The sequence below is a fragment of the Nitrosomonas eutropha genome, from assembly GCF_900116685.1.
GTDB classification, from domain to species: domain Bacteria; phylum Pseudomonadota; class Gammaproteobacteria; order Burkholderiales; family Nitrosomonadaceae; genus Nitrosomonas; species Nitrosomonas eutropha_A.
In genome coordinates this window covers 159,274-181,362 of sequence record NZ_FPBL01000001.1, presented here as the reverse complement: position 1 = coordinate 181,362, position 22,089 = coordinate 159,274, and the positions used below count along the sequence as shown (strand labels likewise).

Annotated in this window: 26 protein-coding genes and 1 riboswitch; of the genes, 9 read left to right on the top strand and 17 right to left on the bottom strand. The window is 46.6% G+C overall.

Features of this window, described 5'->3' with window-relative positions; all coding sequences use genetic code 11:
• Nucleotides 1-71: 71 nt before the first annotated feature.
• The 12 genes from tatC to BM331_RS00835 all read right to left on the bottom strand — a co-directional run bounded on the left by tatC (nucleotide 72) and on the right by BM331_RS00835 (nucleotide 7,437).
• Nucleotides 72-848: a twin-arginine translocase subunit TatC gene (gene tatC / locus BM331_RS00890; RefSeq protein ID WP_074926091.1), complete on the bottom strand. Its 777-nt coding sequence runs from the start codon at nucleotides 846-848 to the stop codon at nucleotides 72-74.
• Nucleotides 849-938: 90 nt separating this feature from the next.
• Nucleotides 939-1,331: a Sec-independent protein translocase protein TatB gene (tatB, locus tag BM331_RS00885; protein WP_074926088.1), complete on the bottom strand. Its 393-nt coding sequence runs from the start codon at nucleotides 1,329-1,331 to the stop codon at nucleotides 939-941.
• A gap of 85 nt (nucleotides 1,332-1,416) precedes the next feature.
• Nucleotides 1,417-1,650, bottom strand: a complete 234-nt coding sequence (gene tatA / locus BM331_RS00880) for a Sec-independent protein translocase subunit TatA (protein ID WP_074926086.1) — start codon at nucleotides 1,648-1,650, stop codon at nucleotides 1,417-1,419.
• Between the two features lie 19 nt (nucleotides 1,651-1,669).
• On the bottom strand, nucleotides 1,670-2,020 hold the full coding sequence (locus BM331_RS00875; RefSeq protein ID WP_074926083.1) for a histidine triad nucleotide-binding protein: 351 nt from the start codon (nucleotides 2,018-2,020) through the stop codon (nucleotides 1,670-1,672).
• A 5-nt stretch (nucleotides 2,021-2,025) separates the two neighbouring features.
• Nucleotides 2,026-2,370: a phosphoribosyl-ATP diphosphatase gene (locus BM331_RS00870; protein WP_074926080.1), complete on the bottom strand. Its 345-nt coding sequence runs from the start codon at nucleotides 2,368-2,370 to the stop codon at nucleotides 2,026-2,028.
• Nucleotides 2,367-2,756 carry a phosphoribosyl-AMP cyclohydrolase gene (hisI, locus tag BM331_RS00865; RefSeq protein ID WP_074926079.1) on the bottom strand — a complete coding sequence of 130 codons (390 nt, stop codon included), beginning with the start codon at nucleotides 2,754-2,756 and terminating at the stop codon, nucleotides 2,367-2,369. The genes BM331_RS00870 and hisI overlap by 4 nt, the downstream gene beginning before the upstream one ends.
• A 285-nt stretch (nucleotides 2,757-3,041) precedes the next feature.
• Nucleotides 3,042-3,818: an imidazole glycerol phosphate synthase subunit HisF gene (gene hisF, locus BM331_RS00860; RefSeq protein WP_074926075.1), complete on the bottom strand. Its 777-nt coding sequence runs from the start codon at nucleotides 3,816-3,818 to the stop codon at nucleotides 3,042-3,044.
• Between the two features lie 84 nt (nucleotides 3,819-3,902).
• Nucleotides 3,903-4,649 carry a 1-(5-phosphoribosyl)-5-[(5-phosphoribosylamino)methylideneamino]imidazole-4-carboxamide isomerase gene (hisA, locus tag BM331_RS00855; protein ID WP_074926072.1) on the bottom strand — a complete coding sequence of 249 codons (747 nt, stop codon included), beginning with the start codon at nucleotides 4,647-4,649 and terminating at the stop codon, nucleotides 3,903-3,905.
• An 83-nt stretch (nucleotides 4,650-4,732) separates the two neighbouring features.
• Nucleotides 4,733-5,371 (bottom strand): imidazole glycerol phosphate synthase subunit HisH, encoded by a 639-nt coding sequence (gene hisH, locus BM331_RS00850; RefSeq protein ID WP_074926070.1) that lies wholly within the window; start codon nucleotides 5,369-5,371, stop codon nucleotides 4,733-4,735.
• A 32-nt stretch (nucleotides 5,372-5,403) separates the two neighbouring features.
• The gene (gene hisB / locus BM331_RS00845) at nucleotides 5,404-5,991 is read right to left on the bottom strand and encodes an imidazoleglycerol-phosphate dehydratase HisB (RefSeq protein WP_074926067.1); all 588 of its coding nucleotides are present in this window, start codon (nucleotides 5,989-5,991) and stop codon (nucleotides 5,404-5,406) included.
• Nucleotides 5,992-6,033: 42 nt separating this feature from the next.
• Complete coding sequence (gene hisC / locus BM331_RS00840) at nucleotides 6,034-7,113, bottom strand: histidinol-phosphate transaminase (protein ID WP_074926063.1); 1,080 nt, start codon at nucleotides 7,111-7,113, stop codon at nucleotides 6,034-6,036.
• A gap of 39 nt (nucleotides 7,114-7,152) precedes the next feature.
• Entirely contained in the window at nucleotides 7,153-7,437 is a 285-nt protein-coding gene (locus tag BM331_RS00835; RefSeq protein ID WP_074926061.1) for a hypothetical protein, read from the bottom strand.
• A 307-nt stretch (nucleotides 7,438-7,744) separates the two neighbouring features.
• Here BM331_RS00835 and ispH point away from each other — a divergent pair, with 307 nt between their 5' ends.
• A complete protein-coding gene (ispH, locus tag BM331_RS00830; protein ID WP_074926059.1) occupies nucleotides 7,745-8,716 on the top strand; it encodes a 4-hydroxy-3-methylbut-2-enyl diphosphate reductase in 972 nt (323 codons plus the stop codon).
• A 6-nt stretch (nucleotides 8,717-8,722) separates the two neighbouring features.
• Here the strand turns inward: ispH and thiO are convergent, their stop codons facing one another.
• Nucleotides 8,723-9,832 (bottom strand): glycine oxidase ThiO, encoded by a 1,110-nt coding sequence (gene thiO, locus BM331_RS00825; RefSeq protein WP_074926057.1) that lies wholly within the window; start codon nucleotides 9,830-9,832, stop codon nucleotides 8,723-8,725.
• A gap of 180 nt (nucleotides 9,833-10,012) precedes the next feature.
• Here thiO and aroQ point away from each other — a divergent pair, with 180 nt between their 5' ends.
• The 5 genes from aroQ to BM331_RS00800 all read left to right on the top strand — a co-directional run bounded on the left by aroQ (nucleotide 10,013) and on the right by BM331_RS00800 (nucleotide 14,268).
• Nucleotides 10,013-10,450 (top strand): type II 3-dehydroquinate dehydratase, encoded by a 438-nt coding sequence (gene aroQ, locus BM331_RS00820; RefSeq protein ID WP_074926054.1) that lies wholly within the window; start codon nucleotides 10,013-10,015, stop codon nucleotides 10,448-10,450.
• Between the two features lie 203 nt (nucleotides 10,451-10,653).
• On the top strand, nucleotides 10,654-11,112 hold the full coding sequence (accB, locus tag BM331_RS00815; RefSeq protein ID WP_074926052.1) for an acetyl-CoA carboxylase biotin carboxyl carrier protein: 459 nt from the start codon (nucleotides 10,654-10,656) through the stop codon (nucleotides 11,110-11,112).
• Between the two features lie 71 nt (nucleotides 11,113-11,183).
• Entirely contained in the window at nucleotides 11,184-12,542 is a 1,359-nt protein-coding gene (gene accC / locus BM331_RS00810) for an acetyl-CoA carboxylase biotin carboxylase subunit (protein WP_074926049.1), read from the top strand.
• A 35-nt stretch (nucleotides 12,543-12,577) separates the two neighbouring features.
• Nucleotides 12,578-13,519, top strand: a complete 942-nt coding sequence (gene prmA / locus BM331_RS00805; RefSeq protein ID WP_074926046.1) for a 50S ribosomal protein L11 methyltransferase — start codon at nucleotides 12,578-12,580, stop codon at nucleotides 13,517-13,519.
• Nucleotides 13,516-14,268 (top strand): zinc-ribbon and DUF3426 domain-containing protein, encoded by a 753-nt coding sequence (locus BM331_RS00800; RefSeq protein WP_074926043.1) that lies wholly within the window; start codon nucleotides 13,516-13,518, stop codon nucleotides 14,266-14,268. Before prmA ends, BM331_RS00800 begins: the two co-directional genes overlap by 4 nt.
• Nucleotides 14,269-14,324: 56 nt before the next feature.
• Here BM331_RS00800 and BM331_RS00795 read toward each other — a convergent pair whose 3' ends face one another.
• From BM331_RS00795 to BM331_RS00785, 3 genes are read right to left on the bottom strand one after another with little or no spacing between them, the layout of a single operon-like run.
• Nucleotides 14,325-15,665: an N-acetylmuramoyl-L-alanine amidase gene (locus BM331_RS00795; protein ID WP_256214756.1), complete on the bottom strand. Its 1,341-nt coding sequence runs from the start codon at nucleotides 15,663-15,665 to the stop codon at nucleotides 14,325-14,327.
• Complete coding sequence (tsaE, locus tag BM331_RS00790; RefSeq protein WP_074926038.1) at nucleotides 15,629-16,105, bottom strand: tRNA (adenosine(37)-N6)-threonylcarbamoyltransferase complex ATPase subunit type 1 TsaE; 477 nt, start codon at nucleotides 16,103-16,105, stop codon at nucleotides 15,629-15,631. Before tsaE ends, BM331_RS00795 begins: the two co-directional genes overlap by 37 nt.
• Before the next feature lie 47 nt (nucleotides 16,106-16,152).
• The gene (locus BM331_RS00785) at nucleotides 16,153-16,851 is read right to left on the bottom strand and encodes an SDR family oxidoreductase (protein ID WP_074926036.1); all 699 of its coding nucleotides are present in this window, start codon (nucleotides 16,849-16,851) and stop codon (nucleotides 16,153-16,155) included.
• Between the two features lie 294 nt (nucleotides 16,852-17,145).
• On the opposite strand from BM331_RS00785, the gene metK reads away from it, so the two are divergent.
• From metK to metF, 3 genes are all read left to right on the top strand, one after another.
• On the top strand, nucleotides 17,146-18,309 hold the full coding sequence (gene metK / locus BM331_RS00780) for a methionine adenosyltransferase (protein WP_074926034.1): 1,164 nt from the start codon (nucleotides 17,146-17,148) through the stop codon (nucleotides 18,307-18,309).
• A 40-nt stretch (nucleotides 18,310-18,349) separates the two neighbouring features.
• Nucleotides 18,350-18,427, top strand: a riboswitch (S-adenosyl-L-homocysteine riboswitch).
• 16 nt (nucleotides 18,428-18,443) lie between these two features.
• The gene (ahcY, locus tag BM331_RS00775; protein ID WP_074926030.1) at nucleotides 18,444-19,880 is read left to right on the top strand and encodes an adenosylhomocysteinase; all 1,437 of its coding nucleotides are present in this window, start codon (nucleotides 18,444-18,446) and stop codon (nucleotides 19,878-19,880) included.
• Between the two features lie 173 nt (nucleotides 19,881-20,053).
• Nucleotides 20,054-20,899 carry a methylenetetrahydrofolate reductase [NAD(P)H] gene (metF, locus tag BM331_RS00770; RefSeq protein WP_074926027.1) on the top strand — a complete coding sequence of 282 codons (846 nt, stop codon included), beginning with the start codon at nucleotides 20,054-20,056 and terminating at the stop codon, nucleotides 20,897-20,899.
• A 218-nt stretch (nucleotides 20,900-21,117) separates the two neighbouring features.
• On the opposite strand, the gene BM331_RS00765 is transcribed toward metF, so the two are convergent.
• Nucleotides 21,118-21,819, bottom strand: a complete 702-nt coding sequence (locus tag BM331_RS00765; protein ID WP_074926025.1) for a hypothetical protein — start codon at nucleotides 21,817-21,819, stop codon at nucleotides 21,118-21,120.
• Nucleotides 21,820-22,089: the final 270 nt, after the last annotated feature.

Genomic DNA, 22,089 nt, shown 5'->3' with positions numbered 1-22,089 from the left:
ACTGGCTGGTAATTTTTCTGCAGTGTGGGGAGAATTTTGCTGTTGGCATGCGGTTGATCAACTGGTTTTTGTTATTCATTTTTTCCAGTATTGTCACGTTGATGCTGCATGGTGGATGATACTGATTCCCGAGTGGATTGTTTCATCAACAGGGCAGCAAAGAGGATACCCAGTTCATAAAGCAGATATAAAGGAATTGCCAGCAAGATCTGCGACATGACATCAGGCGGGGTGAAAATCGCGCCGATGACAAATGCACCAACCAGAACGAAGCGGCGGATGGATCTCATTTTTTCTATTGAAACGAGACCGGTACGGATGAGGATCAGTACGAAAACCGGTACTTCAAATGTGATGCCGAAAGCCAGAAACATTGATAATACAAAGTTGAGGTATTCGCTGATGTCGGTCATGACAGCGACACCTTCTGGCGCGAAATAGACGATGAATTCAAATACCAGCGGTAGCACGGCGAAGTAGGCGAATGCCATGCCTGTGAAGAACAGGAGGCTGCTGATAAATACCAGCGGCAAAAACAGGCGTTTTTCGTGGCTGTACAGACCAGGTGCGACAAATGCCCAAATCTGATAGAGCGTGTGCGGCAAGGTGACGAGAAATGCTACCATTAGTGCAACTTTCATCGGGATGAAGAATGGAGTCACCACTTCTGTGGCAATCATTTGCCCGCCTTGCGGCAGTTTTTCCAACAGAGGAAAGGCCAGGAAACTGTACAGCTCTCGCGCGAAAAAGGCGCAGGGGAGAAAACCCAGAAACAGTACTAGCAGTGCCCGAATCAGCCGGGCACGTAATTCCACCAGATGCGAAATAAAAGTATTGTCATCATCCATCTGTTGCTGTGGTTTATCCTGTGATTAAATTGAGTGGCTTGATAAAAAAGAGGCTGTTGGCGGCTTGCAGTGGTTGAATCTCTGCAAAAACTAACTGCCCGGTTGCCGGGGTTCTTTAGGGGTTGATGAAGCAGCTGCCTCGGTATTTTCGGGCTCGATTTTCCCCCCTGATTCAACTGTATGAGATTCTTTTTCAGGCACGGCTGCGGGCCGGGTATCTGCTGTTTCCTGTATTTTGTTTATTTCGCTGCGCACCGAGTTCTCAAATGAATCGACGGTTTCGTGCATGGAATCCCTGAGTTTTCTCAGGCTGTCCAGCTCCACTTCTTCATTCAGATCACGTTTTACCTGCTCGACATAACGTCGGGCTCGCCCCAGAAAATAACCTGCTGTGCGTGCAACCGCCGGCAATCGCTCCGGCCCGATGACCACAAGGGCTACAATTCCAATGACGATAAGTTCAGTGAAGCTGATATCAAACATTTGTGGGTTCGAATATCGTTGAATGCTGCTTCGGGATTACCTGGAAAACCCTGTTTCGGTGATTGCGCAGAGCCATATTGTCAGATCACACTTTTGTCTGATCTTTTTCTTCTATTTCACTTTTGATCGAATGGCCGGTTACCTGTTGCTGTGAAGGAGGTGGCTGGGTATTTTCCTCTTCAGCACCCTTCATACCTTCCTTGAATCCACGGACAGCTCCTCCCAGATCGCTGCCAAGGTTGCGCAGTTTTTTGGTCCCGAATACCAGCACAACGATCGCCAGAACAACCAGCCAGTGCCAAATACTAAAACTTCCCATTATTTGCTCCTTAAGCGGATTAGCCGTGATGAATCATGGCGGGCAAGCGATCCTTTCCCCCGATAACGTGAAAGTGGAGATGGAAAATTTCCTGTCCTCCTACCCGTCCGGTATTGATAATGGTTCGGAATCCATCTGTGCATCCCTGGTCTGACGCCAAGCGGGGAGCTAGCCACAGCATCTTCCCGAGTAGCTGCTGATGACTCAGGCCAACCTCATTTAACGATGCGATATGTTGTTTGGGGATCAGCATAAAATGCACAGGCGCTGCCGGATGAATATCATGAAACGCTACGGTATCGTCATCTTCATGGATTTTAGTGGCTGGGATTTTGCCGTGTACGATTTTGCAGAATATACAGTCTTCCATATTATTCAGCCTTGGTTAACAGGTTGGTTTTGAGATCGTGATAATTTCTCTTCAATACCGGATACTCCTTCTCTTCGTTCCAGTTCCAACAGTATAGCTTCCGGCGAGATGTCGTGCCGGGCAAGCATGATCAAGCAATGAAACCACAAGTCCGCTGTTTCATAAATAATCTGTTTTTTGTCATTGTCCTTACAAGCCATGATAGTTTCAGCGGCTTCTTCGGCAATTTTTTTTAGCACCTTGTCCTCGTTACTGTTTAGCAGCTTTGCAACGTAGGAATGAGCAGGGTCGGCGCTTTTGCGTGCTTCAATCGTCTGAGTCAATCGCTGCAATATCGTTGAAGAGGTCATTGGGTATAAATTTGTGATGGGTCTTTAATAACCGGCTCTGTAACAATCCACTCCCCATTTTTCAATCGGCGGAAAAAGCAGCTTTGCCTGCCTGTGTGGCAAGCAATTCCCCCCTTTTGTTCCACACTGAGGAGGAGGACATCTTCATCACAATCCAGATGTATTGCCTTGATTGTCTGGGTATGACCAGATTCCTCACCTTTGTGCCACAGCTTCTTTCTGGAGCGCGACCAGTAAATCGCTTCACCAGTTTCGACAGTACGTTTGAGCGCTTCGCGGTTCATCCAGGCCACCATCAGAATCTTGCCGCCATTTTCATCTTGTGCAATTACCGGGATGAGGCCGTCAACTGACCAGTTTATTGTGTCAAGCCACTCGTCTGTCATTGGCTGCTCCTTGTGCGCCGCTGTTTTCAGGGCGATCTTAACAGTTTCAGGAATACTTGCAAAATGTGGGGGTGCCGTAGGAAAAATAGCATCCCTGGTAATTGTAGTGGCTTAGGAGTAAAGACTGTGTTCCATTTTCTCAGAACCTGTTCAATATCTCACTGAAGGGCGCATTACGGCGTTGAAATTGAACTCAAAATGCTCACATATACTTCAAGTATGCTCCGCTTGCTCATTCAATTTTGCCTTGTACTGCATCCCTTGATTGAGATCTTGAACAGGTTCTTACAAGCGGACTTCTATACCGTGTGATAACAGATATTCCTTGGCCTGGCGGATACTGAATTCGCCATAATGAAAAATACTGGCTGCCAGCACTGCATCGGCATGACCTTGCAAGATACCATCCACCAGGTGATCCAGGTTGCCTACGCCACCGCTGGCAATAACAGGCAAGTCCACTGCATCGGAGATCGCGCGTGTCAGAACAAGATCAAATCCAGAACGGGTGCCATCACGATCCATGCTGGTTAGCAGGATTTCTCCGGCACCCAGGGATTGTATCTTTTGAGCCCATTCAATCGCATCAGTCCCGGTTGGCTTGCGCCCGCCATGGGTAAATACTTCCCAGCGTGGAGATTCAGGGTTTCCGTCAGGCGCTTGCCTGGCGTCAATGGCGATTACGATACACTGAGAGCCGTAATGATCTGCTGATTCCTCGATCAGCTCCGGATTCAATATTGCGGAAGTGTTGATGCTGACCTTGTCAGCCCCCGCGTTCAGTAGCCTGCGCACATCTTCAGCCTTGCGGACGCCTCCTCCCACCGTTAGCGGGATAAAAACTTGTGAGGCGACCTTTTCCACAATATGCAGGATTAAATCGCGATTTTCCACACTTGCAGTAATATCGAGAAAGACGAGTTCATCCGCTCCCTGTTCGTTATAGCTGCGGGCAATTTCAACCGGATCTCCTGCATCCCGCAGAGAGACAAAATTGACACCTTTGACGACGCGCCCGTCCTTAATATCAAGACAGGGAATAATACGTTTGGCTAATCCCATTGGTCAAAATTATCAGAGATAAATTAGATAAAAAAGAAGGGGATAAAAAGTACAAAACCGGTAGATCTCTGTGAGTTATGTCAATCACTTTGCTGAATCCAGCTGATCTGCCAGGGCTTGTGCTTCCTTGAAATCAAGGGAGCCCTGATAAATTGCCCGGCCGGTGATGACGCCAGTGATTCCCTCGGACTGGACTTGGCACAATTTCCTGATGTCATCCAGGTTGGTCACGCCGCCACTTGCAATGACGGGAATTGTCAGCGCCTGAGCGAGCTCCACAGTAGCCTCGATATTGAGGCCGCTGAGCATGCCATCACGACCAATGTCGGTGTGAATAATTGCTTCGACACCGTAATCCTGAAATTTTTTTGCAAGATCAATAACGTCATGGCCGGTTACTTTGGACCAGCCGTCAACAGCCACCTTTCCGCCTTTGGCATCCAGTCCGACCATAATCTGGCCTGGAAACGCATAGCAGGCATCGTGCAGGAAACCAGGTATCTTGACCGCAGCCGTTCCAATAATTACGTAGCTGATGCCATTATCCAGATAGTATTCAACAGTTTCCAGATCGCGGATTCCTCCACCCAACTGGATTGGAATTCTTCCATCAATGGCTTCGACTATCGCGCGGATAGCTTCGCCATTTTTAGGTTTTCCGGCAAAAGCACCGTTCAGGTCAACCAGATGCAGCTGACGGGCTCCGTTATCCAGCCAGTGCAGTGCAACTGTTTCAGGGGTTTCTGAAAATACTGTGGCATCTTCCATGATGCCTTGCTTCAGGCGGACGCATTGTCCGTCTTTCAGATCTATAGCAGGAATAATCAGCATACGAAGTTATCGAAGTTAATGATCAGACTTGAAAAAATTGATAATACGATGGAAATGCTGGATAGGATGATGCTGAAACGTTGTTATGGTATCCATTTCAGAAAATTACTCAATAATGCCAATCCTGCGGAATGACTTTTCTCTGGGTGAAACTGGGTGGCAAAAATATTATCCCTGGCGACTGCACATGTGAATGGGGCTAGATAATTGGTACTGCCCGCCACAATTCTCGGTTCATCTGTAGCTACGTAATAGCTGTGAACAAAGTAAAAGCGTGTGCCAGTATCAATTCCATTCCACAGTGGATGCGCCATAGTCTGGTGAACCTGGTTCCAGCCCATGTGAGGAATCTTGAGTTTTGGCGTGTTGTTACCGGCAACCTCAAGCACACCTAATTTTTTCACACTGCCTGGCAAAATACCCAGTGCTGAGGTATCACCTTCCGCGCTTTCCTTAAACAACATTTGCAGTCCGAGGCAAATGCCGAGAAAAGGTTTATTTTGGGCTGCTTCGACTACTACTTCACGCAAGCCCTGATCATCCAGAGCCTGCATGCAATGAGGCATCGCACCCTGGCCAGGAACAACAACGCGTGAGGCAGATCGGATAACATCCGGATCATTGGTTACCGTGACAACCGCAGATGAATCGACATATTCCAGTGCTTTGGATACCGATCTCAGGTTGCCCATCCCGTAATCTACAACGGCAATCGAGTTCATGTTCGTGTCAGAATGTTTTGAGTGTTTTTTACCTACAGCACGCCTTTGGTGGATGGAATGAGGTCATCACAGCGCGGATCAATTGTTACAGCCATACGCAGTGCACGGCCAAATGCCTTGAAAATGGATTCAGCCTGGTGATGTGCGTTTTTACCAGCAAGGTTATCTATGTGCAGTGTCATCATGGCATGATTGACAAAGCCCTGAAAGAATTCCCGGATCAGATCGACGTCAAAAGAGCCGATAACCGCGCGTGTGAATATGGTGTTGAACTGTAGGCCAGGCCTTCCGGATAAGTCGATGACTACTCTTGACAAGGTTTCGTCCAGAGGCACATATGCATGACCGTAGCGAAATATTCCTTTTTTGTTACCAACGGCGCGATTCAGTGCCTGACCCAGTGCAATGCCAATATCTTCCACAGTATGGTGGGCATCGATATGAAGGTCACCTTTAGCTGCAACATTCAAGTCAATCATTCCATGGCGGGCAATCTGATCTAGCATGTGATCAAGAAAAGGAACGCCGCTATCTAATTCCGCTTTACCCTGGCCGTCCAGGTTGATTGCTACGGTAATTTGTGTTTCCTGGGTGTTACGAGTAACTTGAGCTTTGCGCATGAGTATTTAAATTTGAACGGGGTATTTTGCTCGGTCTTCCGGTTAATTTTCAGCGATCAAATCTTGCAGTGTATCGCAGAAATAATCATTTTCTTCGGGCGTGCCAACTGTTACACGGAGGCAATTTTTTAATAAGGGGTGGCTGTTGTCAAGGTTCTTCACCAAAATACGGCGCTGCTGAAGTTGCTTGAAAACATGGCTGGCGTTGTTGAGCCGAAATAAAATGAAATTGGCATCAGAGGGATAGGGTTCAACACCTTCCAGATTTTCAAGAAAGATTCTTAATTTGGCTCGAGTTTGTTTAATTATGTCAGCCTGATGCTGTAGCGTATCGTAATGTTGCATAATTTTTTCTGCGACAAGCTGAGTAATTACATTGACATTGTAAGGCAGGCGCAATTTCTCTAGATGATACAGCCAGTTCGACCTGCCGACCAGGAACCCGAGGCGAAGCCCGGCCAATCCCAATTTTGAAAGCGTTCGCATAACCAGTAAATTCGGATAGTCTGGGAGTTTTTCAATAAAACTTTTTCCTGCAAATGGATGATAAGCTTCGTCTATTACAACCAGGCCTTTGGATGCTTGAATTATTTTATTCAGGGCGATCTCATCAAACAGATTGCCGCTGGGGTTGTTCGGGTAGGCCAAAAACAGAATAGCTGGCTGGTGGTGTGAAATTGCCGTGAGCATCATGTCAATATCCAGCGAAAAATCTGGTTTTAACGGAATACCGACATATTCCATATTTGTGAATGTGGCAATCATTTTGAACATGGCAAATCCGGGTTCAACAGTCAGTAGCTTTGCTCCTGGTTTTGCAGCTGCCAGCATGATGATTTGAATGATTTCATCTGAACCATTTCCCAGCATGATTTCCATTCCATCTGGAATAGCTAGCGATGTTCGAAGCATTTCTTTGAGTGCTGCGGCATGCGGATCAGGGTAGCGGTTGATAGGCGCATCTGCTGTAATCCGGGTAATCTCTTCACCTAAAAAGGAGGGGAGCCGATAGGGATTTTCCATTGCATCCAGTTTGATCATATTCCCTGCAGGCGGGACATGATAGGCTGATAGCGCAAGAACTTCCTGGCGGATAATCTGGTCAGGTGACAAAGAGGTCATGTATCAAAAAGAAGGAGAGATGTCGTACAATCCTGTCATTTATTTGGGATTGTTATCATCTTTATCTTTTCCACCCAAATAAAAGAGAACTGCGCTGATGACCACCACCGGGAAAACGACGAAATAACTTATCGCATACAGCGTATCTTCATCGTGGCCAGTACTGTTGATAATTTTGTAACCATGCATTATTGCTACCAGGATTACACCAATCAGGCCGACCAAGCGGTGGTTGAGTAGTTTTTTGTTTGCAATTATGTTCAGCCCGAGCGCAGCAAAATGCCCGGCGAAATAGATGAAAGTATAAAAAATCAGTGCGCCCATCAGGAATACTCAAATAAAACCATCAAGTTTTGAAGTTGGTTAAACATTTCATGATCAATCGCATGTCGTGAAATATTTTGAAAGTATACAGCCAGAGAGAAAGGATTTTAAGAAGTTTATATGCAACGAGGGTTTGGGGGTTAATTGTCGCCCTGTTTATAGCCTTATTGAATCGGGCGAAACGGGATGAAGATGAATAACGAGTATGTGTTAATGGGATAGAAGTGACTTCAGAGATGAAAACTGAAAACCTCTTCAGGATTATTTTATAATCAAACCTACGCATAAATCATGGAGAAATAGGCTGATGATCAAGGTATTACTTGCAAATCCGAGAGGGTTCTGTGCTGGTGTTGACCGGGCCATTGAAATTGTTGAACGTGCATTGACGATGTATGGTGCCCCTATTTATGTAAGGCATGAAGTTGTTCACAATCGTTTCGTGGTTGAAGATCTGGAGAAAAAAGGAGCAGTATTTGTAGAAAATCTGGAGGAGGTGCCGGAAGGGAGCATGCTTATCTTCAGTGCTCATGGTGTTTCCCACGAAGTAAGAAGAGATGCAGCTGCTCGCAATCTGCAGATATTTGATGCTACCTGCCCGCTTGTTACCAAGGTGCACGTGGAAGTGGCCAAAATGGATCGAGAGGGCAAGGAGATCGTCATGATCGGCCATCAGGGTCACCCTGAGGTTGAGGGAACCATGGGGCAGGTCGAGAAGGAAAAAGGGAAGATGTACCTTGTGGAAACAGCGGAAGACGTGTCCGGACTACAGGTCGAGGATGAGGATAATCTGGCATATGTCACCCAGACAACATTGTCTGTTGATGATGCAGCGCGCGTGATTGAGGCGCTGAAACGACGCTTTCCAAAGATTGTTGGTCCGAAGAAAGATGATATTTGCTACGCCACGCAAAATCGACAGGATGCTGTCAAAAAGCTGGTTAAGCTCTGTGATCTGGTGATTGTGGTGGGTTCGCCAAACAGTTCAAATTCAAATCGCCTTTGTGAGGTGGCCAGAAACGAGAATGTAGAAGCATATATGGTTGATCAGGCAGCACAGTTGCAGGAGAGCTGGCTGGCCAACAAACAGTGTATTGGAATTACTGCGGGTGCATCTGCTCCGGAGATACTGGTTCAGCAGGTACTGGAGCGTCTTGAGCAGATTGCGACGGAGCAGTCGAATCAGAGTGTGGTGGTGGAAGAACTGGCGGGAGTCCTTGAATCCGTAACATTTCCATTACCAAAGGCTGAGCCAGCCGGTTTCAATAAGCGTGTCTGATTGAAATTATCCAGACAGATTCCATCCTTGCTGATAGGGCGTGGTGTCAAAAGGTTGAGCTCGTTGCATGATCTCGTTCGTTAATATTTCTGCACTGCCGGGGGCCATCGTGACGCCATAGCGAAAATGTCCACTGTTGACATAAAGATTTTTAAGGAATGGATGTGCCCCGATTACTGGAATATTACCAGGTGTGGCGGGGCGCAAGCCTGACCAGTGCCTTAGCGGCAGCATACTACTCAGCTTTGGTAATATTTTTCTTGCCCATTTGGATAATTTATCTTTCGCTTCCAGTGTAATGCACTTATCGAATCCGACATCTTCGATTGTACTGCCGACGAGTAAATGTCCATCACGCCGGGGGATGAGATAAAGGTCTTCTTGCAGTACAACAGAATGCAAAGGCTTTTCCGAAAATTTGTATAACAGCATCTGTCCCTGGATTGGTTTTATTTCAATATTCAACGCATACTCTCCAAGAATTTGTCTGCTCCATGCACCGGCTGACAGGATGTATCGATCGGCTGAGAGGTTTTTATGTGGAATCCGGATAGATCTGACTTCCTGTCTGGTTACATTCAACTTCTGAACCTCACAGTGTTCAATAATATTTCCACCGAGCTGTTTGACGCGTTTGCATAACGCTTGTGACAGACGTGGATTTCGAACCTGGGCAACGTCAGGAAGCAACAGTGCCTGATCAGTCTGCTGTTGGGTACAGATTTGGATCCGGGATGTCCAGGTATGGGTTGAAGGTGGAAATATCTGGTATGTCAACGGTGTCGCATGAGCGGCGCACCAGCTGACAGCTTCATCCAGATCATAGGGTGGAAGAACGAGAAGTCCGCATACGTGATATTCCGGGTTAATTCCTGTGGCCGTACCCAGTGCAGCAGTCCATTCCGGATAGAGTGATATGCTGAAAGTAACAAGTCGGTTTACAGTGTCCGGGTAGTTCCACGGGCACAAAGGAGACAGAATGCCCCCGCCCGCCCATGATGCCTCGCAGCCAACTTTGTGACGTTCAATGAGCGTGACTGATGCTCCTTCTTCAAGTAATCGGAGCGCAGTGGAAAGACCAATAATCCCAGCTCCAATCACTATGAAATCACTCATTATTCCTATTGCCAGGTGTTGTTTTATGAGAGATGAATAACGTGACCCTTGAATTGCTTGTTTCGTGATTTAATGAAGTTAAATATTCTTCAACTTCGGCGAAAACACATAAAAAACTGTACAACAGTACGATAACACGCCATAATTAATCCATAGAAACGGATGGTTGATATAGTTGCAATGGTTGCGAAAATCCTGGTTGTTCACGGTCCCAATTTGAATCTTTTAGGTAGAAGAGAGCCGTCTATTTACGGGCACACAACACTGGAAGATATTAACAGGAATCTGGTCGCAAGGGCGCAGGCAGCTTCTGTGGTGTTAGATACCTTTCAAAGCAACGCCGAGCATGAATTGATCGATCGTGTACAAGAAGCCATGAATGATGGTACTGGCTTTATTATCATCAATCCCGCCGCTTTAACACATACCAGCATAGCCCTGCGTGATGCCCTGGCTGCCGCAGATCTGCCTTTTGTCGAAATTCATCTTTCCAATATCTATACTCGCGAACATTTCCGCCGTACATCCTATTTTTCGGATATTGCTGTTGGGGTTATCAGTGGATTGGGTGCTGCAGGATATGAGCTGGCACTGCAATTTGCTTTGGCCAGACAGTAGTGTAAACGGGACATTACTCAAATATATTTGTCCTAAATCAGTTAAATTATTTTTTACCCGGTGATCAGTACAAATGACAAAGCAGACTTGATCAATTGATTTACAAGCCAAATCAGTTACCAGCCATCATCACAAGACGTAAAACTTCTATCCCTGAAGATAGATCAGGGCACTTATGAAAGGGACCTGCCCCGGAGGACAAAATGGATTTGAGAAAACTCAAAAAATTAATTGAATTAGTAGAGGAATACAGTATTACAGAGCTGGAAGTAACAGAGGGGGAAGAGAAGGTTCGTATCAGCAAATCCGTAACCCTGACACAATCGGCGGCAACGGTTATGCCGCAATATCAGATCCCTGTTCCGATAGAGCCGGCAGCGTCCATAGCCAGTGAGAGCGATGTACCAGAGAAGCCAGGTCTGCCGGAAGGACATATTGTCAAATCTCCCATGGTAGGTACCTTTTATCGTGCTTCAGCTCCGGGGGCAAAACCATTTGCTGAAGTAGGTCAGCAAGTAAAGGCCGGAGATACGCTGTGTATCATTGAGGCCATGAAACTGCTTAATGAAATCGAAACCGATCGGGGAGGAAAAATCAAAGCCATTTTGCCGGAGAATGGCCAGCCTGTTGAATACGGCGAGCCGCTATTTGTTATCGAATAATAATCTTTCGAGAAACAATTCTCTGAATTTTCAGGAATCTATCCGGATCTGATTTTCATCGTTTAATTTATATGTTTGAAAAAATATTAATCGCAAATCGTGGAGAAATAGCATTGCGCGTCCAGCGAGCGTGCCGGACTATGGGTATCAAGACCGTAGCGGTTCATTCGGAAGCGGATGCCGAGGCTAAATATGTCAAGCTGGCCGATGAATCAGTCTGTATCGGCCCGGCAGCTTCTGCGCAAAGTTACCTGAATATCCCCGCCATCATTAGTGCTGCTGAAGTAACGGATGCGGAAGCCATTCATCCAGGTTACGGCTTTTTATCCGAGAACGCGGATTTTGCAGAGAGGGTGGAAAAGAGCGGTTTTTTCTTCATCGGCCCTCGGCCGGATACAATCCGGTTGATGGGAGATAAGGTCTCTGCAAAACATGCAATGCTGCAGGCGGGTGTTCCCTGTGTACCGGGTTCAGAGGGTGCGTTGCCGGATTCACTTGATGAAGTAAGGAAAATCGTCAAGGAAATCGGTTATCCGGTCATTATCAAGGCGGCTGGAGGGGGCGGGGGGCGCGGGATGCGCGTCGTGTACACTGAAGCAGCGCTCTCGAATGCAGTGATTACAACGCGTAATGAGGCGCAGGCTGCGTTTGGTAACCCGGTGGTTTACGCAGAAAAATACTTGGAAAACCCGCGTCATATTGAATTCCAGATCCTGGCTGACGAATACGGCAATACCGTTCATTTGGGAGAGAGGGATTGCTCCATGCAACGCCGTCATCAGAAGATTATTGAAGAGGCACCGGCACGAGGTATTTCGGTCAAGTTGCGTAATCAAATCGGTGAGCGATGTGTCGAGGCTTGCAAGCGCATCAATTACAGAGGGGTGGGAACTTTTGAGTTTCTTTATGAGAACAATGAATTTTATTTCATTGAAATGAATACCCGGCTTCAGGTCGAGCATCCGGTGACAGAAGCCGTCACTGGTATTGACCTGGTTCAAGCACAAATTCGTGTGGCGGCAGGAGAAAAGCTGTCAGTACAGCAAAAAGATATTGTGACCAGAGGACATGCCATAGAATGCCGCATCAATGCGGAAGATCCCTATAAACTGACTCCTTCAGCCGGACGTATTACACAGTACCATGCTCCAGGCGGCCCCGGGATCAGAGTCGATTCCCATATTTATCATAATTATCGCGTGCCACCTTACTATGATTCCATGATTGCCAAGGTAATTGCCTATGGTGACAATCGCGACCTCGCTATTGCACGTATGCGTATTGCGCTTACTGAAATGATCATTGAAGGAATCAAAACCAATATCCCGTTACATCTGGATCTTTTGGCGGATTGTAACTTTGTATCCGATTCTGTTTCCATTCACTATCTCGAAAACAAGCTTGCACTGTATAACAAAAAAATAACTTGATGTGATCGTGAGAAAACCTGTTACACAGATCAGCTATGTCCTGGCTTTCTCTGACTTTTAAAGTTGGATCCGATTACGTTGATTCGGTAAGTGACCAGTTGCTGGAGCAGGGCGCGCTGTCAGTTGATGTACATGATGCGGGTGAAGGAACTGATCAGGAGCAGCCTCTGTTTGGTGAACCAGGTGCTTTCCCGGAGCAATTCTGGCGACAGGCAGAGGTGACAGTATTGCTTGAAGAGAATACGGATGTTGATGAAATTGTGCAGGCAGTAGCTCGGGTAATGGGGATATCTGCACTGCCAGATTATCAATTGACGCAAGTGGTGGAACAGGATTGGGTCAGATTGACACAGGCACAATTCGAGCCAATCAAAATTTCCTCACGATTGTGGGTTGTTCCATCCTGGCATGATTTACCCGATCCTGCAGCGATTAATTTGCGACTGGATCCAGGTCTGGCTTTTGGTACGGGCAGTCATCCGACCACACAGTTGTGCCTGGGCTGGCTGGATGAATTTCTTCAACCTGGTGACAGCGTGCTTGATTATGGCTGTGGCTCCGGGATCTTGGCAATCGCAGCGTTAAAACTGGGGGCTGACCGGGTAATGGGCGTAGATATTGATCCGAATGCCATTACTGCCAGCCTCGAAAATTCCCGGAATAATCTCTGTGATCCGGATAAATTATTGTTTACCACTGCACTATCCTTTTCTGGAGGTAGTGATCATGCTGATACCAGGCAACGTCCTGTTTCCGTAGTGGTCGCTAACATTCTGGCTAATCCCCTGATTGTGCTGGCCCCTGTTCTGATGAATGCTTTGCAACCAGGCGGACGTATCGTACTTTCAGGAATACTGGAAACCCAGGCTGATGAAGTTTTGCAGATTTACAGTGAGTGGTTTGATATGCAGATTGCTGCAAAAGATCAGGGATGGGTACTACTTGCAGGTCGGAAATCAGTCAATAGGACATTATGACGCTGGTTACACGCTGCCCCGGCTGTCATACGATTTTTTGCCTGACGGGGGGGCAGCTGCATTCGCATAACGGTGATGTGCGCTGCGGACAGTGTAAGCAGGTATTCAACGGTTTTGCAGCACTGATAGCTGTTCCAGGGGTGTGTATTCAACCGGTTGTGATATTACCTCCACCAGATTCGGATCAATCCGGTTCTGATAATGTTACTGCAATGCCGATTGCCGAAACATCGCCCCCTGTCGATCATTTTGATATTCAACCGTCTGCGTCAAGAATTTCCCGGCGTTGGCTGGTGCCCAATGCAGTATTGCTGGTATTGCTCCTGAGCCAGCTTATGCATGCCTATCGCACTGAAATATTTATTGCTTTTCCTGCATTTCGACCGGTACTGGATAAATATTGCACGCTGATGCAATGCGAGGTTGATTTACCGCGTCATCTCCATTTATTGAGCCTGGAATCATCAGATTTGCGTGTCAGTTCTTCCGCTGATCCTGACGTGGTGGAGCTTTCTGCAATCATCCGCAATCATGCGCCTTTCCCGCAAGCGTTACCGGCATTACTGCTAACGCTAACAGATACGGATGAAAAACCGCTTGCAAATCGTATTTTTACGGCAAAGGATTATCTGGATTCAGCAGCTGATCAGTCAGTATTTGTGGGGGGAAGTGAAATACAGGTTCAATGTTTCTTGAATACGAATCAGCTCAATGCTATGGGCTACAAACTAGAGCTGCTTTACCCATAACCAGACATCTCGGAGAAACGATATGGTCAGAGAGAATCGGTAAAGGTTGATATTTCTTATCTGGTATCGGCAACATCCATCCGTGTCTGCCAGGATCCGCTGCTGAAATAGCGTTTAAGTCCGACTGATATCGCATCAACCAATTTGTTCTGGTGAATCTCTGAATTAAGTTTGGCTTCTTCAGTTCGGTTGCTGATGAATGCAGTTTCAACCAGCACAGATGGAATGTCAGGTGATTTGAGTACCGCAAAACCAGCTTGCTCTACATTTTTTTTGTGCAGATGGCTGATCGTCCCGATTTCATTCAGCACGTGATTGGCCAGCCGGATACTGTCATTAATCGTGGCATTCATGGACAGATCAATTAGTGTTTGCTTTAGGTAGCGATCTTTGTCATCCAGTTTAACTCCGCCGATCAGATCCACCTCGTTTTCCTTCCTGGCCAGCCAGCTCGCTGTAGTGGAGGTGGCGCCATTTTCTGATAATGCATAAATTGAAGCGCCATGCGCCTCTCTCCGTGGAGCAGCATCTGCATGAATAGACACGAATAGGTCGGCATTGGCTTGTCTTGCCTTGATACGGCGTCCCGGCAGCGATATGAAGTGATCTCCATCACGAATCAGTACGGCGCGCATACCGGGCTCCTTGTCAATTCGGGCCTTGAGTTTTCTGGCAATGGACAGGGTTATATTTTTTTCCATGGTGCCTTGCGGACCAATTGCTCCTGGATCTTTGCCGCCATGTCCGGCATCAATGGCGATAGTAATAATCCGGTTTTTTTCAGGTTTGCGGCGGGTTGCTGTCAGGACAGCTTTTGGAGTTGTAGCGGGGGTCACATTGCGTGAATGAGCAGTCGGTTCAGGTTTCTTGTTTTTTTGTATTAATGCTATGAGTGGATCCTGTTCATGCGGTTCTATTGCTGATTTTTTTGATGGATAAAGATCCAGCACCAGCCGATGCCCGAATTGATCCACAGGATCAAGCGCGAATGCTTTGGGTACAGCATCCGTTTTTAATTCCACGACCAGTCTGACAGTCCGTGAATTGAAATTACCGACTCTTAATGCACCAACCAAGGGATCCTGTGATTCAGTCTTTGCTGGCAAGCTCTTTAGTACATCGGACAATGAAATATTCTCTATGTCCATCACGATTCTTTTGGGTGATTGGAGTGTGCTGACCGCGTATTTGACCGGCTTACTCGATTCCAGTGTCAACCGGGTATACTCAGGCCCGGCCCAGTAGCGTGCTGCCGTGATTTGAGTACCGGCTGATGTAGCGTTGCTATACAAAGCCAGTTGCAGGAAGATAGCTATAATGAAAAATAGAAATGGAGAGCATTGCCTGGTTCCGGATTGATTCATTCGGATACCTGTTTTTGCCAGTGTGATAAGCATTGTTCCCCTGCCTCCGTTTCCGCCTTGAACTCGGCGATTCTTCCTGTTCCAGAATAACTGATCCATATTTTCAGATCAGCTGCATGCAGAAATTCCCCTGCTTTTTCAGGCCATTCAACCAGACAGATGGAATTCTGGTTGAAATATTCCCGAAAGCCTGCTTCTTCCCATTCCAATGGGTCATTGAATCTATAAAAATCAAAGTGATACAAGTATAACGCTGAAAGTTTGTAGATTTCAACCAGGTTATAGGTGGGACTTCTTACCTTGCCGTGATGCCCCAGCCCTTTCAATATTCCACGTGCGAGCGTGGTTTTGCCGGCCCCCAGATCACCATAAAGGAATACGGTCAAACCAGGGCAAAGTATAGCCGCAAGCTGCTCTCCCAGGAACAGGGTTGCTGCTTCATCGTCGAGTTGTACCACATAAGATGAGCGCATTTGGTTACAGGTAAAAGCTTATTGCTTGAGCGGCTGGCAAAAAAAGACTACCAGGGGATATGCTGTCCATCGTAGGCAAGAAATTTGCCTGTATCCGTATGGGTGATTTTATCCAGAATGTCTTTCATGCCGGTCACACTCTGCTTTGCTGTGATTAACGCGCCATGTCCACCCATATCGGTCTGTACCCAGCCCGGGTGCAGCAGCACTGAAATAATGCCGCGAGGCTGCAGGTCAATGGCAAGATTTTTTACCACCATGTTTACGGCAGTTTTGCTGGATCGGTAAATATAACTGCCGCCACGCTGGTTATCGTCGATACTGCCCATTTTGCTGGTGATGGTGGCGATAACTTTCAATTTGCTGCGAGCAACCTGCTTAACCAGGGCTTCTGCCATTCTGAGGGGAGCAAATGTATTGACCCTGAAGGCCTCCATCCAGTCACCATAGTTAATATGACCGAACTCTCCATTTTGTGCAGGTGGATAAACGCCTGCATTATTAATCAGCACATCAATAGACAAATCGTGCAGCTTTTGTGACAACTGATCTATTTCGGTAGGCTCTCGTATATCAAGCTGGTAAATGAAAAAATGATCTTTGTACTGCTCAGCCAGCTGGTTGAGCGCCACAGCCTGTTGCGGTTGCCGGCAGCAGGCTACTACCTGCCACCCGTTTGCCGCGTATTGTGTGGCAAATTCCAGTCCGATTCCCCGATTGGCACCGGTAATCAAAACAGTATTCATGGAAAACTCCTGTAGATAGTCAAGATAATCTGCATTTTCGGGGAGCATTGAGATGAAAAAATGACAGATTATTGCATCCGCATTGCCTGGCCCAAGCAGGGATCGGTAAAAAGAACAATGATTTTCCTACGGATTTCTGGAATAATCCGATTGCTCAACAAACAGTGTTTTAAGGTAGTTTTTGCACGGTGCCTTAATAAATAACCGCAGTCTTTGGCTTCAAATCCAGAATTGGTTTTACTCTCGCCTGCGTATTATCTCATTCATATCCAAATTTAATTAACAAAACAAACTATGAGTAACTATCTTTTTACTTCTGAATCCGTATCTGAAGGTCACCCTGACAAGGTGGCTGACCAGATATCGGATGCAATTCTAGATGCAATCCTGCAACAGGATCCTCATGCGCGCGTAGCCTGTGAAACTATGTGCAGTACAGGACTGATCGTTTTGTCAGGTGAAATAACGACTCATGCTACCATTGATTACAATGTCATCCCGCGCGATACCGTACGCGAAATTGGCTATACCAGTTCTGAAATTGGTTTTGATGCCAGCACTTGTGCGGTACTGACCGCTTTTAACAAGCAGTCTCCCGATATTGCCCAAGGGGTGAATCGCAGCAAAGAGGAGGAAATGGATCAAGGGGCGGGGGATCAGGGGCTGATGTTCGGTTATGCCTGTGACGAAACACCGCAACTGATGCCGTTGCCGATTTACTATGCACATCGTTTGGTTGAACAGCAGGCAAAACTGAGAAAAAGCGGCCAGCTGTCATGGCTACGCCCGGATGCTAAATCCCAGGTTTCTGTTCGTTACGAGAACGGATTCCCGAAAAATATTGAAACAGTCGTTATTTCGACTCAGCATGCTCCGGATATTTCCAATGGTGATCTACGCGAGGGCGTTATCGAGGAAATCATCAAACCTGTGTTACCGGCAGAAATGCTGAGTAGTGATATTCGGTATCTGGTTAATCCTACCGGTCGTTTCGTGGTGGGCGGGCCGATGGGAGATTGCGGACTGACCGGGCGCAAGATCATCGTGGATACTTACGGCGGTACGGCTCATCATGGTGGCGGTGCTTTTTCCGGCAAGGATCCTTCCAAGGTGGATCGCTCCGCTGCTTATGCTGCCCGTTATGTCGCCAAAAATATTGTAGCTGCCGGCCTGGCACGCAAATGTGAAGTTCAGGTGGCCTATGCAATTGGCGTGGCCAAGCCGGTTTCATTAATGGTAGAAACCTTTGGTACCGGTAAAGTTTCAGATGAAAAACTTGCCGAGCTGATCACCCGAAATTTTGACTTGCGCCCCAGAGCGATCATTCATGAACTGGATCTGCTGCGCCCGATTTATGGCAGAACGGCTGCGTATGGCCATTTTGGTCGGGAAGAATCCAGCTTTACCTGGGAAAAAACCGACATCGTAGAGCAGCTTAAAGCAGATGCAGGTATTTGAAATTTTTCATCAACATCATTCAGCGTGAATGATGTTCCATTTGTACTGAGGAGCGCTGCAACGGTCTATTTCGTGAGGCTCGGACAAATGAACAACCCGACAACGGCGCTCTTTCACTTCTCAGGAGATGTGTTATGAGTGCAACAATCAACCCCGTAGCGGGCAATCCTGCTTTTACCGACTGCAAGGTGGCTGATTTGTCATTGGCAGACTGGGGCAGAAAGGAAATCGCCATTGCCGAAACTGAGATGCCTGGTTTGATGGCGCTGCGCGAACAATATGCCGGCAAGAAGCCGCTGGCAGGCGCCAGAATTGCCGGTTCCCTGCACATGACTATCCAGACTGCCGTGTTAATTGAAACACTGGTGGCGTTGGGTGCAGAAGTCCGCTGGGCTTCCTGCAACATTTTTTCCACCCAGGATCATGCTGCTGCTGCGATTGCCGCTCGCGATATTCCAGTATTTGCCTACAAGGGAGAATCGCTGGAGGAATACTGGGATTACGCTCACCGGATCTTTGAATGGGCCAGTGATGGCTCGTATACTGCCAACATGATTTTGGATGATGGTGGGGATGCAACCTTGCTGCTCATCCTTGGCAGCAGGGCTGAACGCGATCCTTCCGTAATTGCTAATCCATCCAATGAGGAAGAACAGGTACTGTTTGCTTCCATCCGCAGCCGCCTTGCCAGCCATCCAGGCTGGTATTCGCGTAACCTTGCTGCAATTCGTGGTGTGACTGAAGAAACCACGACTGGCGTTCATCGCCTGTATGAAATGGAAAAGAAAGGCGAACTTCCATTCCCGGCGATCAATGTCAATGATTCAGTCACCAAATCCAAATTCGACAATCTTTATGGCTGTCGTGAATCACTGGTAGATGGCATCAAACGCGCAACCGATGTAATGATCGCCGGAAAAATCGCCGTGATCTGCGGTTATGGCGATGTCGGTAAAGGCTGTGCGCAGTCATTGCGTGGCCTGGGAGCAACTGTCTGGATTACCGAGATTGATCCAATCTGTGCGTTGCAGGCAGCAATGGAAGGATACCGCGTGGTGACCATGGATGATGCCTGTGATAAAGCAGATATTTTTGTCACCGCCACCGGCAATCTGCGTGTGATCACCCATGACCACATGCTGAAAATGAAGAATCAGGCGATCGTATGCAATATCGGCCACTTTGATTCTGAAATCGATATTGCCTCGGTGCAGAAATACCAGTGGGAAAACATCAAGCCGCAGGTCGATCACATTATTTTCCCGACCGGTCGCCGTATCATCGTGCTGGCACAAGGGCGTCTCGTTAATCTGGGGTGTGCCACCGGCCATCCATCTTTTGTCATGTCCAGCTCCTTTACTAATCAAGTACTGGCGCAGATGGAGCTCTGGCAAAATGGTAAAAACTACCAGAAGAAGGTGTATGTACTGCCCAAACAGCTGGATGAAATGGTGGCGCGTCTGCATCTGGGCAAACTGGGTGTAAATTTGACCGAACTGACCGACGAACAGGCGAGTTACCTCAACCTTGATAAGAACGGACCTTATAAACCCGAGATGTACCGTTATTAAAGAGGGTTCTGAAAAAATAGCTTCAGCGGTTTGAGCATTTTTCAGGAACCACCGTCGCAGTTTTTCAATAATCTGTTAAAGCCGGGAAACAGTGATAGGGTTTCCCGGCTTTACTTCATTGATTTTCACCGTTGCCTTTTTTACAGGGCCGCAGCTCATGGAAGTGAATCCCGATGCAATCCCAGAAAAAATTTACCCCCACATTCAGTTTTGAATTTTTCCCGCCGCAGACACCGGAAGGCATGGAAAAGCTGCGGGCCACGCGCCTACAGCTTGCCCAGTTTAATCCAAAGTTTTTTTCAGTGACATTTGGTGCCGGCGGCTCTACACGCGAACGCACGCTTGAAACCGTGCTGGAAATCCAGGCAGAGGGTTACCCGGTAGCGCCGCATCTTTCCTGTATCGGTTCCACTCGCGACAATATCCGCTCCATTCTTGAAAAATATTACAGCCACGATATTCGTCATATTATTGCGCTGCGCGGTGATTTGCCCTCAGGCATGGCACAGGCGGGGGAATTCCGCTATGCCAACGAATTGGTAGCGTTTATTCGCGAAGAATTCGGCGATACGTTCTGGATAGAAGTAGCGGCCTATCCGGAGTACCACCCGCAGGCACGTTCCGCACTGGAGGATTTCACTAACTTCAGACGAAAAGTCGAAGCGGGTGCCAATGCTGCCATCACTCAGTTTTTTTATAATGTGGATGCCTATCTGCACTTCGTAGAAATGTGTGAGGCTGCGAACATCAGCGTCCCGATTGTTCCCGGCATCATGCCGATCAGCAAGTTTTCCCAACTGGCAAGATTTTCGGATGGCTGTGGAGCAGAAATCCCGCGCTGGATTCGCAGAAAACTGGAGAGTTTTGGTGATGACATCCCATCCATCCAGGCATTCGGGCTGGATGTCGTCACCGCACTTTGCGCGCGCTTACTGGAAGCGGGTGCACCCGGCCTGCATTTCTACACACTTAACTCGGCCGTACTACCCACAAAAATATGGCAGCGGTTGGGATTATAGATATGAAAAACTCATATTTGCTTCCTTTAGATCATTACTGAATAGTTGAGTTTTGATACGCGTCTGGTTCCGGTTGGGTTAATACATAAAGTAGTTAATTTTTGGATATATCTGATTTGTGGAGCGGCTGCCTACAATAGAAAAATGGCTGATGTCACAGTATTTATGATGCAGTGTTATTGCGATTTTCTTGTGAAATACGCTGGTTATAGCACTTACTATGCGTACATAAGCCATGAGACCAAATTTGTACTGAAGAAATAATCAATCGCGTAGAGCAATGGGTAGATAGCGGCCTGAAACACATTAAACTGTGTAGCATTCTCAATGATTAAGGGGGCTACCATTATTCTAAATATTAATGAATATACCAGTAAAAGAACAATCACTATAAATACGATTGATGTCACCTTTTTTATAACTATATTAGTTGTTCTGCGGGAAATTGTAGATGCTATGGATGATGCAGATGCTCCCCAAAAATTATTTAATATTCTAATAACAATATTTTTTTCACTAATTTGATAGTGTGCTTCTTTATATGCTTCTATATAAATTTCACTATGAACATATTCCTTTAGATTTAATTTATGATCAAAAAAAATTTTTAATACTAGAGGCATATTCTTAATTACGCTGTATAAAGAATAAAATATAGAGCCAAGATACACGCTACAAATTATGTAAATGACTATTTCTTTACTTGTAATAAATGGTAAAAGATATACAGAGGAAGTTAGCAATGTAACATTAATGGAAATATTGGAAAATGTAGAGAAAAGTGCTCTCCATATATTTCTTTCTACTTCATATTTAGCTGTAATAATACCATCAGCAATACCATCTTCGATCTGCTTTTTAAATACAGCTTTAACTAAGAAGATAGTAGCTGGGGCGATAACGGGCAAAAATTGAAGCATTCTATTATCTCGCTTTAAGTCATAATAAAAGATGAGGAAAAATTTATTTTTGGCAGTTGAAGGATCGTAAGAATTTTGTTTGTCGTAGTTTAACTTGCCCTATTTCAGCTTTTTCTAAAGCCTCTAGTATTGAAATCGTTTTATTTCTATGGTTAACAGCTTTGTTATAAACCTGTCAGCAATTATTAACGGGGGTTTGGTACGAAGCTTTAATCGGGATACAGATGTTCTTCTGTGTTTATTTGGAGAATTGCATTCCAAAATATTGCT

Bases quoted from the DNA above. Each gene is read 5' to 3' on its own strand.
- BM331_RS00835 (WP_074926061.1), bottom strand. From the start codon at position 7,437: ATGGGCGCACTGATTTTTTATACTTTCATCTATTTCGCCGGGCATTTT.
- accB (WP_074926052.1), top strand. From the start codon at position 10,654: ATGGATTTGAGAAAACTCAAAAAATTAATTGAATTAGTAGAGGAATAC.
- hisB (WP_074926067.1), bottom strand. From the start codon at position 5,991: ATGCGCAAAGCTCAAGTTACTCGTAACACCCAGGAAACACAAATTACC.
- ahcY (WP_074926030.1), top strand. From the start codon at position 18,444: ATGAGTGCAACAATCAACCCCGTAGCGGGCAATCCTGCTTTTACCGAC.
- ispH (WP_074926059.1), top strand. From the start codon at position 7,745: ATGATCAAGGTATTACTTGCAAATCCGAGAGGGTTCTGTGCTGGTGTT.
- aroQ (WP_074926054.1), top strand. From the start codon at position 10,013: ATGGTTGCGAAAATCCTGGTTGTTCACGGTCCCAATTTGAATCTTTTA.
- accC (WP_074926049.1), top strand. From the start codon at position 11,184: ATGTTTGAAAAAATATTAATCGCAAATCGTGGAGAAATAGCATTGCGC.
- hisF (WP_074926075.1), bottom strand. From the start codon at position 3,818: ATGGGATTAGCCAAACGTATTATTCCCTGTCTTGATATTAAGGACGGG.
- prmA (WP_074926046.1), top strand. From the start codon at position 12,578: ATGTCCTGGCTTTCTCTGACTTTTAAAGTTGGATCCGATTACGTTGAT.
- hisH (WP_074926070.1), bottom strand. From the start codon at position 5,371: ATGAACTCGATTGCCGTTGTAGATTACGGGATGGGCAACCTGAGATCG.
- hisI (WP_074926079.1), bottom strand. From the start codon at position 2,756: ATGACAGACGAGTGGCTTGACACAATAAACTGGTCAGTTGACGGCCTC.
- BM331_RS00765 (WP_074926025.1), bottom strand. From the start codon at position 21,819: ATGCTTCAATTTTTGCCCGTTATCGCCCCAGCTACTATCTTCTTAGTT.
- BM331_RS00800 (WP_074926043.1), top strand. From the start codon at position 13,516: ATGACGCTGGTTACACGCTGCCCCGGCTGTCATACGATTTTTTGCCTG.
- tsaE (WP_074926038.1), bottom strand. From the start codon at position 16,105: ATGCGCTCATCTTATGTGGTACAACTCGACGATGAAGCAGCAACCCTG.
- metK (WP_074926034.1), top strand. From the start codon at position 17,146: ATGAGTAACTATCTTTTTACTTCTGAATCCGTATCTGAAGGTCACCCT.
- hisC (WP_074926063.1), bottom strand. From the start codon at position 7,113: ATGACCTCTTTGTCACCTGACCAGATTATCCGCCAGGAAGTTCTTGCG.
- tatA (WP_074926086.1), bottom strand. From the start codon at position 1,650: ATGGGAAGTTTTAGTATTTGGCACTGGCTGGTTGTTCTGGCGATCGTT.
- tatB (WP_074926088.1), bottom strand. From the start codon at position 1,331: ATGTTTGATATCAGCTTCACTGAACTTATCGTCATTGGAATTGTAGCC.
- BM331_RS00785 (WP_074926036.1), bottom strand. From the start codon at position 16,851: ATGAATACTGTTTTGATTACCGGTGCCAATCGGGGAATCGGACTGGAA.
- hisA (WP_074926072.1), bottom strand. From the start codon at position 4,649: ATGCTGATTATTCCTGCTATAGATCTGAAAGACGGACAATGCGTCCGC.
- BM331_RS00875 (WP_074926083.1), bottom strand. From the start codon at position 2,020: ATGGAAGACTGTATATTCTGCAAAATCGTACACGGCAAAATCCCAGCC.
- BM331_RS00795 (WP_256214756.1), bottom strand. From the start codon at position 15,665: ATGCTTATCACACTGGCAAAAACAGGTATCCGAATGAATCAATCCGGA.
- metF (WP_074926027.1), top strand. From the start codon at position 20,054: ATGCAATCCCAGAAAAAATTTACCCCCACATTCAGTTTTGAATTTTTC.
- thiO (WP_074926057.1), bottom strand. From the start codon at position 9,832: ATGAGTGATTTCATAGTGATTGGAGCTGGGATTATTGGTCTTTCCACT.
- tatC (WP_074926091.1), bottom strand. From the start codon at position 848: ATGGATGATGACAATACTTTTATTTCGCATCTGGTGGAATTACGTGCC.
- BM331_RS00870 (WP_074926080.1), bottom strand. From the start codon at position 2,370: ATGACCTCTTCAACGATATTGCAGCGATTGACTCAGACGATTGAAGCA.